The sequence below is a fragment of the Nitrospiraceae bacterium genome (genome assembly GCA_020632595.1).
Classification (GTDB): Bacteria; Nitrospirota; Nitrospiria; order Nitrospirales; family UBA8639; genus Nitrospira_E.
Genome location: JACKFF010000018.1, coordinates 35,556 through 47,672 on the forward strand (window position 1 = coordinate 35,556; position 12,117 = coordinate 47,672).

The window sequence follows — 12,117 nt, forward strand, 5'->3', positions numbered from 1 at the left end:
ATTTGACTCAACGGAAAAGATGCGTATCTGAAAGATGCCACCTTGTTGCGTAGAACAAGTATAATGTTGATATACACCTGAAGGACGGTGACGATAAAAATGGATACTCCCCCAGCTGCCGAGAATACACTCATCATTTCCCTTCCGCTCGTCCCTGTTAAACGAACGGTCTTGTTTCCCGATACCCTTGTTCCCTTCACCATAGGCCGACCCCGCTCGATCGCAGCGGTGGAAGCAGCGATGAACTCGGAAGACAAAGCCTTGGTGTTCGCTACCCAGCGTGACTCAGAAAAGGAGGAACCCGAATTCGATGACCTGTATCGCATCGGTACAAAAGCCGTCATCAAACAAATGGGCAAAACTCCGGACGGCCATCTTCAGGTTCTCGCACAGGGGATTGAACGCGTCGTCTTACTGAAGAAGGAACAAGACGAACCCCATATGATCGTTCGCTCCCGGCAACTTGCTCTTGCGCTTGAATCCGACCTGGAGCTGGAAGCCCTGCATCGTGAACTGGTTGAACTCATTGGCCAGTTACCGGAGCTATTGACGACCCAGGGCGTGGTGGAATTGGTGGCGGTGCTTCGAGCTGAAAAAAATCCCCTTTCAGTGGCGTATCGGCTCGTGTCCCTCCTCAACCTCAATGTGGAACGATTGCAGGGACTTCTGGAGCAATCCGATGCCAAGGAAGTCCTCCGCCAGGTGTATGGGGCATTGGCCCATGAGCTCCATATCCTCAAAATTCGCCATGAAATCGCGAGCCAGGCCCAAGCAGAAATTGGAAAATCCCAACGGGAATATTTCCTCCGCCAACAGTTAAAAGAAATTCAACAGGAACTGGGAGACCTGGAAACCCAACCCGAAGACGGCGAGATAGGAGAATTAAAAGCCCGAATCGAGAAGGCCGACCTTCCCGAGGTCGTAAAAACTGAAGCCACCAGAGAACTGAAGCGTCTGGTCAAGCTGCCTCCTGCCTCCCCGGATCATCAAGTCATTCGGAGCTATCTGGAATTGGTTCTGGAATTACCGTGGAACACCCTCACAGAAGACCACCTGGATCTGACTCATGTTCGAACGATATTAGATGAAGATCATTACGGCATTCAGGATGTCAAAGAACGCATCCTTGAGCATCTGGCCGTGTTGAAGTTGAATCCTTCTGCGAAGGCTCCCATCCTGTGCCTGGTGGGACCTCCGGGTGTGGGAAAAACCAGCTTGGGGCAATCCATTGCCCGCGCCCTGGAAAGAAAATTTGAACGCCTGAGTTTAGGGGGACTCCATGACGAAGCCGAATTGCGTGGGCATCGCCGCACCTATGTTGGCGCGATGCCGGGCCGTCTGATTCAGGCTCTTCGACGTGCCGGAGCCAAAAATCCGATTCTGATGCTGGATGAGGTCGATAAGGTCGGGCAGGATTTCCGGGGAGATCCCGCGTCAGCCTTGTTAGAAATTCTTGACCCGGAACAAAATCATACCTTCCGCGATAATTACTTAGATTTGCCCTTTGACCTCTCTAAAGTGATGTTCATCACCACAGCCAATTCCCTGGACACCATCTCCCGTCCTCTCCTGGATCGGATGGAAATCATACGTCTGGGAGGCTACAGCCATCAGGAAAAGCTGGAAATTGCCAATCGCTATTTGTGGCCTCGTCGCCTAAAGGAAGCCGGCCTGGAATCCAAACCTCTAACGTTAGAGGAACAGGTGATTCCCCATATCATCAAAAGATATACCCGTGAAGCCGGCGTTCGCCAATTGGAGCAGATGTTGGGACGGTTGACTCGCAAAGTGGCCCTGAAGCTGGCGGAACATCCGCCGGACCAGCCGGAAGAACCGCTCACGATCACCCAAGTAGATCTTCCGGAATGGTTGGGCATCGAACGATTTATGCCGGAGGAAGCCAGAAAGACATTACCCTTGGGAGTAGCGACGGGAATGGCCTGGACAGAAACCGGCGGGGATGTCCTCTATGTAGAAAGTGCCCTTCTCCCGGGAGGGAGCGACCTTACCATTACAGGCCACATTGGGGATGTTATGCAGGAATCAGCCCAAGCGGCTCGCAGCTATCTCTGGTCGCGTGCCGAAACGCTGGGCCTGGATATCGCGGTGTTTAAGCAGAGCGGAATGCATATTCATGTGCCGGAGGGTGCCATTCCCAAAGATGGGCCATCCGCCGGTGTGACCATGGCCAGTGCTCTGGCTTCCCTCTTACTGAAAATCCCGGTTAGGAAGGATACGGCGATGACCGGGGAAATCGGGTTAACCGGCTTGGTCCTGCCTGTGGGCGGGATTAAAGAAAAAATTCTGGCGGCACACAGGGTCGGGTTGCGTCGCATTGTCCTTCCCAAAGCCAACGAAAAAGATCTGAAAGATGTGCCTGACACTGTGCGATCTGAATTGTCCGTTGTTTTCGTGGAAACGATTGAAGAGGCCTTACAGGCTGTCCTGGTCAAAACGCCGGACATTCGTGAGAGAGAAAAGAACCCTCCTGACACCCAGACTGCCGGAAGAGAGCAGAAACCCGTCATGGGCAGTCACTAAGCTTTCGGGGATGGCCTTCTCTCCAGCCTTGACTCTTTTCTCGTTATGAAAATATTGCGAGGAGGCTACTTCCCACCTGCAAGGAACGAGGATATCCTTTGCATGGTAAAGGTCCCTCCAGGCTCAAGAGGGTTGTGATCCTGGCCGATGCGGGTGTACCACCAACGTCCCTGAGCTACCGGCGAATTATCTACCCACTTCAGCTCAAACCCTCCTTCCCGGTCATTACCGGCTTGCATCCATTTGCCCTTCCATACCCCATTTTTCAGTTCTTGGGTTTCAAACCAGCCATCCTCCCACTCATAATGCCCTTTCCCCTCTTCATTTAAGGTGATGGTATTGGACCCGGTTTTATCTGCATACTCCCAGATCCCGGCAAGATCCTGAAGCTGTCGAGGCGGATGGGAGGGATCAAGTCCATTCTCTTCTCCTTGAGAAATCTGATGTGAAAGGTTTGCGCAACCCACCGCAGCAAAAACATTTATGATGATCAGGAACATTTTGACTATACTCTTCTGCATAAATTTTCCCTCGCTCCCCCGACATTTGAGTTGAAAAATTAATCTTAGGATTGTATCAGATAGGACCGATAGACCCAGATAGGTGAAACCCTTAATCCCAAAAGGACACAACTGAAGAGAACTATCATGACGGAGAGGCCTATGCGCAATGTGGAGCCGCGTTTCATTCTCACCAAAAGGAATCCGTGAACCATTTCAATGACCCCCTACTCAACACAGATCATTCCTTCATTTCATCGGGATCTCATAAGCCGTTGACCACTCATCAACCAGACTCATCAGCTGAACGCCGTTCTGATTTGGCCTCTTGGGGCCAGGATCAGAGAGACCAGCCCCGGGCTCTTCACGGAATACCCCCTTCCGGCCCGGACACCGTGTCGGCCGATTCCGATTTGTTCCCCATCCACCATCCCATTTTTTGGGGGCGTGGGCGAACGCTTTTTGGCATTTTCATTGTCAATACCTTTTTCACATTACTGACACTTGGCCTGTATTCTTTTTGGGGGAGAGTGCGTATTCGCCAATTTTTGTGCAGTCAGACCAGCTTTGCCCGCACTCGCTTTTCCTATCATGGAACTCCTCAGGAATTACTGAAGGGCTGGTCCAAAGCGTTTGTGGTCTTCGGTCTTCCCTATGCGTTTCTCAGTCTCACCCCCCTCATATGGAACCAGATTCCGGCTTGGATTCCCAATGCGCTTGCAGGGACCATGGCCTTGTGCTTCATTCCAGTCGCCGTGGTCGGATCGCATCGTTATCGGTTGAGTCGAACCTCGTTGGGAACGATTCGTTTCTCCTTCCGGGGACACGTGAAAAATTATACCAAAATATGGGTTTTGGGAAGCGTAATGACCTTGTTGACCGCCGGGATCTATTACCCGTTTTTCGAAAATGCCAGACGAAAATTTCTCGTCGCTCACACCTACTTTGGTAATCGCCCATTCACCTATTCCGGAACGGGAAGCGGGCTCATGAGGATCTATGTCACAACCCTCGCCTTCATCATGATAATTTTGTTCACCCTTATCGGGATTAGCGCCGGACCTGACGGTTTGTCCATCCTCGCCCAATGGTCATCCGATGGTTGGCGAGACCTTTTTTTGAATTCCCTATTCCTCACCGGATTGCTCACGCTGCTACTCCCGTGGTTTTACCTGCAGGTAGCCAAACAACGGTACCAATGGAATCATTCAGATTTTGGAGACGCACATTTTCATTTTGCCGCCTCCACCTGGAATCTCATGGAGTTGCGGATGACGAACTTTCTCATGCTCATTCTCACGTTTGGATTAGCCTGGCCGTGGGTCCAGGTCCGGAATCTCCAATTTCTCTATTATCATCTGAGCCTTCAAGGCCCGTTAGATTTTCAACGCATCAAACAGGAAGCCCTGGATGCGTCACCCACCGGAGAAGAGCTTGCGGGATACTTTGACGCCGGTTTTGATTTAGGCTAATTTGGCCTTCGTGCATGTGCCGATTCGATCCTCCCGGTATTCATCTTTCCGTCCATCGACCATTCATGCGTTCCTTAGGCTAAACCCATTTGATCATGGCATACCCCACGGAATGGAAAGGGTCCTATTATGACGGGCAATCGGTAGTTCCCCAGTTTGTAACCATTACCGTGACAGGTGCCGGCCTGACCCTTCACTTTGCTGACCACACAACCACGACATGGAACTACCATGAACTTCGACAGACCCAGGGGCGCTATTCCGGAGAAGAAGTACGATTCGAGCGGGGGACAGGAATCGGCGAAACCCTGGTCATCCCCAGCCCCAAAATTCTGCTGGCGATTCATGAGCATGGCGGATCGCACGCCAGTCATTTCCATCATCCCCGCACACGACACACTCGTGTGTATTGGACGGTGCTGGCCGCGCTCGCCAGCATCCCCATCGTGTATGGCATTTTCACCTGGGGTATTCCCTCGTTGGCTCAGCCAATCACCGCCGCCATTCCGCTTTCTTGGGAAATTCAGTTGGGCCAATTTGTTCAACAGGAAGTCACAGCCGGGAAACCGGTCTGCCACAACCCGAAACTGGTCCACGCGATCGACTCGATATTGACGGCTCTGACCGGTTCCATCGACCACCTTCCTTATCAATTTCAGGTGACCGTGGTGGATAGCCCCATCGTCAACGCCATGGCAGCTCCCGGCGGATATGTCATGGTCTTTCGTGGGCTCCTCCAAGACACCGCCTCACCCGAAGAACTCGCGGGAGTGTTGGCTCATGAAATTCAACACGTGCTGCTTCGACACACCATGCACCTTATCGTGCGACATGTGTCGATGGCTTTCGTCATCGCCGCCCTCAGCGGGGATGCCAGCGGCATGGTGACGTATGCACTCCAAGCCGCCCAAACTCTTCAGACCCTGTCCTACAGCCGGGAGGCGGAAGACCAAGCCGATGAACAGGGATTCCGGTTATTACAACAATCCGGGATTAATCCCGATGGGATGATCACCTTTTTCGCTAAACTTGGGAAAGAACAACCTGCAAACGACGTTCTTCGCTATCTTTCAACCCATCCAGCAACCCAAGACCGCCTGGCACACCTGAAGTCCTTGCTGCCGCCAGCCTCCATGACCTACCGTGCCTTCCCGTTTCACGCTGAGTGGTCTGAGATCAACACATACTGCAAGTGACCTCATCGGGCCTCTGTTTAACGCTGTTCGACTCCTGGGGGAACGCGGGTGGGGGGATGTTCCACACATATTTTGGAAATCTGACCCATTGCTCTCCAGCCCTGGAGGCTTCATAATAAACCCATTCGAGACATACCGGAATGTATGGTGTCTTTGTCTGGACCACAACTCCAAAAACACTCGCACCCCGTCTGTCTAGTCCGAGGCTCTTATCATCAACACACAACAAGGGGTGGGTCACATGGGGACCGAAATCACACGCTATGCCATTGGGGATCACGGAAAGCTACATAAATTTACCGGAAAGGATGTACCGGCCGGTACCGTGGCCCTGGTGGAAGAAGATGGAAAAAGCTTAACGGCAAAGGGGAAAACGTATACAGCACGCTATTCCGAATCTCTCCCAAACGTGGAGATCATTCGCGTGCGATTCGATCAATACAGCTCGAACGCCATAGGTGATGCGATAGAAGCCCATGCTAGAACCCTATCCAAGATTCCAGAAATACTTGAAAACACAAAAATCATTTCTGAAAAACTCAGACATGATTGGATGGCGCAAGACAAAGCCTATCAGGATACCGAAAAAGCCAAAAAGGTAACGCCTGCTGCGGCAAAAGTCACAGCGCCTGCGAAAGAAGCGGTTCCAGCACCGTAATTACCCCTCCCCAATTAAAGAACGCGTCAGGGCCCCAAAAAGGGCTGTCCGCTCCAGGGTCATCACCATGGTTTCCCCCTCTGCGCAAAAAAGCAGAGGGGGAAACACTTCAATATTTTTCCATCTTCGAATTACAGAAATCCGAATGGGATTCAGTTAAGCCGGTTGCACCCTGTAGGGCCTTGATAGCCAGGCTGGAGAAGAGTGGGGAATAGTCATGGCGGGAACCATCAGGCCTTGATGAACCCTGCTCAACTCTACGCACTATTTCTTTCGAAACGAAATATGGTCTTTATACTCCTGAATCGCCGCGCCCAACGCCTTCGAACCTAATGGAATATTGGCCTCGAGTGCATTTTCCACCGCTTCATCATCAATGATCACCTCATAACATTCGTGTTGATTGGTGAGCACCATGCCCTTCTCCGTTTGCCGGGGCATATAGATTTCCGTCCACACTTCCTTTTCCACCAAACACACATCCCGAAACCGTTCATACAAAAGCTGCAACCGTTCTTGATCAGAAATGACGAGCGGATTATTTTCCATAACCATACCTCTCCCTTCAACATCGACAACAATGATCCTTTTTTTCTACTCCGCTCCCATCAAACTCGTCAAGTGGGTGGGTAGCTATCTTCCAAAAACAGTTACCCAGGGATCACGGCCAAGAACCCAGAGATAAAAAAATGTTCCCAGCCAGCCATGATAGAGCCCCAGCGGCCAAAGATTTCGATCACGGACATAGAACGGAATAAAAATGCAGGCCATAAGGCCGGTGGCTAGCATCAGCCACCAGTCGGGATAATGGACCAGGGCAAACAAAATCACCCCAATAGGCATGGCCAGCCACAGGCCATGCTGAGGAAAGATTTTCATGAGATTATCGACACCCAACGCCTGCACAAGAAACTGTTGGAGAATTCCCCACAAAGGATACAGGAACAACAGCAACAGCATATGGCCTTGCCAGAGCTCTCGACCGGCCACTATTCCATACGAGGCCATGGCTAATCCCAACACGGCCAATAACACGGATGGCCACAAAAAGGCCTCTAGAAGATTGTCGGTGCGAAATCCCCACCCTTTCCACCTCGTCGGATCTCGCCGGACCTGCCAGATCACATAGCTCATCCAACTCATGCCCGCCAAGGCTATAAAGAGTCCCTTTGCATCAATACTCTTGAATACAAGATGCAGCAGCCCTGTCAGGACAACCGCAGAGAATTCCCAATAATTGCCAGCCCGATCGGCAGAAATTTTCAGAGGATCTCTCTCACACGAATTACAGGGTATACGTCGAAGAGCTTTTCAGATAGGCCAAGGAGGGATCCTGCGGGGAAACCGAGATGACGGGACAACCATCCAGGAAATGATCTGTCACGAAGCCCAATGCCTCAGACTCATAAGGAAATAACCGGACAACCGCGACAACTGTCTTCCCCAGGGTAGGAAAAACCAATTGAACATCTTGCGGCCGTTGGGTTTTCAGCGTTTTGGTCAGAGCTTTTTTCAAACTTCTGGCTGAATCTTTCGGTAAGACCTCATTGATGGTCCGTCCAAGCAGATGCTCTCCACCTAGAAGGTGTGGACAGGGAACAGGGAAAAAACAATCCTGATAGATTCCATTTTTATCCCAGCGAAAGATTTTATGGGGAATAAACGAGACATGATCCCCTGAAAAAATCCTGCTCAAAAATTCTTCCCACATAGCCTTTGACCAACGCTCCCTGGACATGCCGCCTCCCTGGTGTTCTATCCATTCCCGCTATTCTATGAGATAACTCTCCCACTGCATATTTCAGTGTCCTCTGATCTTTCAGAAAGTAAATAAGAGTTTTCACCTTGTACACAACTGGTAAAATCCCTAGTTATTGGGAAAAAAGTTCCTAGCATTCTCTCTAATGGTATTAAAAAGGGAACAATTAATACAATTTGTATTCAGCTCTTTATCTGAAACTTAGGCAGTTTTCTTCGTTCACAAGAAGGACGTGGCCCAGGCTTTTCAGCCCATAGACGAAACCGTACTCTAATACTATCTGAATCAGTTGAAGATGGCAGAAAACCAAGGAAATTTAATCAACGGCCTGCCTACCATCATGACCAATGGCATAAGACCATTTCCATAATCAGGCTATCCGTTAGAGGCAGTAGGTCCGCAAGGGAGGAAATCCATTAAACCCCACAGACGCATAACTGCTGGTATAGGCACCGGCACTTAAAATTTCGATTCGATCTCCGATATCCAAATTCAGGGGCAACTCATAGGAGGTTTTTTCATATAACACGTCCGCGCTGTCGCAAGTAGGACCCGCCAAAATCACCGGTCCCGTTGGACCCTCACGGAGGGTGCGCAGGCGGTACTTAATACATTCATCCATCGTTTCAGCCAAACCGCCAAACTTACCAATATCGAGATATACCCATCGCCGAACATCTTCGCGGGATTTGTGAGCCACCAGGATGACTTCGCTCTGGATGACTCCCGCATCCGCCACCAGAAATCGACCGGGCTCAATCATCAGTTGAGGAGGCGTGACACCAAATGATTGCCGTAGAGCCTGTTGAATGGTTTGGGCGTAATCGGAAAATGGCCGAAGGATCGTATGGTAGGTAGCCGGAAGTCCTCCGCCAATATTAATCCATTCCAACTCAAGACCCTGGCTCCTTAATTGGCAGTACAGTTCCGCAGCCTCCTGAAGAGGCTTGACCCATTGCTGCGGATCGGTTTGTTGAGACCCCACATGGAACGTCACTCCCAAGGGATTTAACCCGAGGTGACGACTGGTGAGGAGCAAATCATACGCCATGGCCAGGTCACAACCGAATTTTCTAGAAAGAGGCCAATCCGCGTGTTTCCCTTGGCTTAGGACTCGACATTGCACTCCCGCGCCAGGAGCCTGTCGACTCAATTTTTCGAGTTCGGCCACACTGTCAAAGGCAAAGAGCCTCACTCCGCAGCCAAAGGCATACGCAATATCCACCTCTTTTTTAACCGTGTTGCCATACGACAGCCAGGTGGCCGGGACCCCGAGAGACAAACACAAATCCAGTTCATACCGGCTTGCAATATCAAAGCGTGAGCCCAACGTGGCTAACAGTTGAATAATTTCCGGGGCGGGATTGGCTTTCACCGCATAATGAATCGCTGCATAAGGAAATTCTCCTTGAAGCTCAAGATACTTATTTCGGACGTGCTCAAGATCAAGGGCCAAAAACGGTGTCTCAGGACGACCAGCCAGGAACTGCTCGAGTTTTGGGGTTAGCCCGCGACAGTCAGCCTTTGACAACTCCTGGCAAAGGGATGGAGCACATGTGAGAACAGAAACCTTCTCATGTTCAAACTCGGAATTAACAAAACTGGTCTGCACATTCCACTCCTGTGACAATGGTGATTAAATGGAAATTAAAGTTGCCGAGCCAAAAGTCCAAAAACCATCAACTACATTGGCAAGGTATCCAGAGAATCTTAAGAGAATTGGGAAACTCTTCACATGTTTGAAACGAGATTCCCTCATCCCTGGCCCCAAGCTTTTCCGGTCCGATGGCAGACAGGATTTTCGGTTAAGAAATTTTGGTAACCTACGCGAGGAAACCCCAAGTCCGGATACACCATCATGGCTGCAGTGTTGTTTGGCGGGACTCGGTGGATACGTCGAAAGGGCCCAACTAGTGTGGGAAAGAGGCGAGCATGAGCTCGCTGCAGGACTCGATGAGTGAAACCCGATTCCCGGGTTTCAGCTCGGCCATGAAAGAGAACACACGTTCGCGGGATGGAAGTTCCTTAATTCCCTAAGCAGGGGTCACGAGACAAACTTTCAGCCAAAAACTTATTCTATAAAAAACCCTCACAAGACCACGATTCAATCTGAAATTTGCTCTTCAATTTGATCGAAGACAGCATACCACGGGCTTCTCCGTCTGTGAATGCCTCCTCCGTCCCTCCAAACAAAATATTTTTGGAGAGGACCATCTAGCCTATTTGAAGTTCTATACCGATTTCACAAGAGAGTCGGCATTCAAGAGACTGCATAGTGATGCACGCCTCCGCGGCATGACCGGACGAGGAGCGGTAGGGACAGAAGAAATTCATCGATAAGCATAAAAACATTTTTACACAACATTCACGGGCGCAAGCCGACATGGTAATCGGCTTTTGTTCTTTTCACGCCATGGCCATCAGGCCATACTGTTATTTGAGCCTTTCCGGCTCCTAATGAAATACCCGGCGTTCATATATTCCGTGAGCCAACCCTATCTGGCTCATCAATAAGACCAGGACATTGGCATAAACTATAACATTCTTCACATTCATCAGCCCTATCCTTTCTTAAGGATTTGATTGTGCGTTGATCGATCCTGGTAAGGCCCTTGCCATCCTGGGTTCCGGCCCAGGAATCAAGGGCCTCTTGTATGGGAAACCTCCCTGGAAATTACTGAGGGGGAAGTTCAGGATCCCCCGGTTCTCCGGAGTCCCTCATGACCGTTCCGATCAATAGCTGGTCATGACAGGAATCTGCAACATCCATTTGGCAATACATGGCCTGAGGGTCATCTTCATTCCATGCGCCACCGTTGTTAAAGCAATCCAATTTTTCAATACAGGTGTTTACCTGGTCTTCCTGGCCGGAAACCACACAGGTCGAATTGCAGGCTGCAAAGACCGGTTCAATGGAGTTACCCTTGCAATCGCTCCCCCCTCCACTAAGTAGGCAATTCAGCGCGGCGGCGGTTAATTGGCGACCGAGCTGAAGTTTCGAGTCCCCGCCCGGGGATACGCATAACGCTTCGACAACGGGAGGAATTTGGTCAGGGCCATTGGGGTCTACGGAAATAATTTGTCCACAAATATCCATTCCCTCATATCCGATGGGGAAATTATTCAACAGGGTGATGTCATTCTTCTTCGCATCTCGACAGGCTTTCGGACTTCCCGCCTGGCCTGGCGGTTCAAAATTACAAATTACCGTGCCATTCATTTCATAGGTACACTTGTCCGTCGCCGTTTGATCATAGGAATTGACGGTTGACAACCAGGCTCGGATCACTTCTTCAGAAATGTTCGTACTACCAGATCTCTCCTCGCCTGCATGAGTACCCCAGAATCCGGCCGTTCGGCAAATCTCTTGGGCATTCACCTGGCTCGCAACACTTCCCAATCCCATACTTAAAACAAGACAAACCGCACACAATATCGTGGTTCTCATTGTTAAACCCTCCTGAGAAAAAAGTGAGTGCGTTCTTGGGAGTATTGAAATCTATGAAGACCGTTGCCTAAAAAATTTTGATGGAATATCCGGAGATCAATGCCCTTTGCATTATCGGCCTATGGGAGGACAACTTAACCCAGGCAGGAGCACTGGCGGGAAATTGAGGAAAAGTGTTCTAGCAATATTCTATATGTTGCATTGCAATGAGCTGTCTTGCCTGCAACTTTTACCAAAATAAAACAATGAACGCGTGAGGGTAAAACATGGAGAGACAGAGATCGTTTTACCCTATAAGAGCATGAAGTAGCAGAAAAGCCAAATAGGAGTCATGATAGGGATACACATCGTGAGGGCACCGGCCGGAGTTGGATGGAAAATGAAGGAGTTATACAAACCCGCTTATTTACATTCACCTATATCGTCAGCGTCACCCTCTCGCATTGTGCCTTTCACTGATCTTTATCGAAACGATCCTCCCCCTTAATTCATGACCAAAACTTTCGCCCTTTGCCAATGAGGTCCGAGTTACGTTTCCACATA

10 protein-coding genes are annotated in these 12,117 nt (G+C 50.2%); 4 read left to right on the top strand and 6 right to left on the bottom strand.

Going from position 1 to position 12,117, the window contains the following annotated elements; translation table 11 throughout:
• Window positions 1–99: 99 nt before the first annotated feature.
• Window positions 100–2,541 (top strand): endopeptidase La, encoded by a 2,442-nt coding sequence (gene lon / locus H6750_19705; GenBank protein MCB9776537.1) that lies wholly within the window; start codon window positions 100–102, stop codon window positions 2,539–2,541.
• Between the two features lie 65 nt (window positions 2,542–2,606).
• Here lon and H6750_19710 read toward each other — a convergent pair whose 3' ends face one another.
• The gene (locus H6750_19710; GenBank protein MCB9776538.1) at window positions 2,607–3,062 is read right to left on the bottom strand and encodes a hypothetical protein; all 456 of its coding nucleotides are present in this window, start codon (window positions 3,060–3,062) and stop codon (window positions 2,607–2,609) included.
• Between the two features lie 254 nt (window positions 3,063–3,316).
• Here H6750_19710 and H6750_19715 point away from each other — a divergent pair, with 254 nt between their 5' ends.
• From H6750_19715 to H6750_19725, 3 genes are all read left to right on the top strand, one after another.
• Window positions 3,317–4,513: a DUF898 domain-containing protein gene (locus H6750_19715; GenBank protein MCB9776539.1), complete on the top strand. Its 1,197-nt coding sequence runs from the start codon at window positions 3,317–3,319 to the stop codon at window positions 4,511–4,513.
• 95 nt (window positions 4,514–4,608) lie between these two features.
• The gene (locus H6750_19720) at window positions 4,609–5,709 is read left to right on the top strand and encodes a M48 family metallopeptidase (protein MCB9776540.1); all 1,101 of its coding nucleotides are present in this window, start codon (window positions 4,609–4,611) and stop codon (window positions 5,707–5,709) included.
• Window positions 5,710–5,950: 241 nt separating this feature from the next.
• On the top strand, window positions 5,951–6,367 hold the full coding sequence (locus H6750_19725) for a hypothetical protein (GenBank protein ID MCB9776541.1): 417 nt from the start codon (window positions 5,951–5,953) through the stop codon (window positions 6,365–6,367).
• A gap of 264 nt (window positions 6,368–6,631) precedes the next feature.
• Here the strand turns inward: H6750_19725 and H6750_19730 are convergent, their stop codons facing one another.
• The 5 genes from H6750_19730 to H6750_19750 form a co-directional block, all read right to left on the bottom strand.
• A complete protein-coding gene (locus H6750_19730) occupies window positions 6,632–6,916 on the bottom strand; it encodes a hypothetical protein (protein ID MCB9776542.1) in 285 nt (94 codons plus the stop codon).
• Between the two features lie 84 nt (window positions 6,917–7,000).
• Complete coding sequence (locus H6750_19735) at window positions 7,001–7,510, bottom strand: CPBP family intramembrane metalloprotease (protein ID MCB9776543.1); 510 nt, start codon at window positions 7,508–7,510, stop codon at window positions 7,001–7,003.
• A gap of 142 nt (window positions 7,511–7,652) precedes the next feature.
• On the bottom strand, window positions 7,653–8,105 hold the full coding sequence (locus H6750_19740) for a PAS domain-containing protein (protein ID MCB9776544.1): 453 nt from the start codon (window positions 8,103–8,105) through the stop codon (window positions 7,653–7,655).
• Between the two features lie 403 nt (window positions 8,106–8,508).
• The gene (locus H6750_19745; protein MCB9776545.1) at window positions 8,509–9,657 is read right to left on the bottom strand and encodes a type III PLP-dependent enzyme; all 1,149 of its coding nucleotides are present in this window, start codon (window positions 9,655–9,657) and stop codon (window positions 8,509–8,511) included.
• Window positions 9,658–10,800: 1,143 nt separating this feature from the next.
• Complete coding sequence (locus H6750_19750) at window positions 10,801–11,574, bottom strand: hypothetical protein (GenBank protein MCB9776546.1); 774 nt, start codon at window positions 11,572–11,574, stop codon at window positions 10,801–10,803.
• Between the last annotated feature and the right edge of the window lie 543 nt (window positions 11,575–12,117).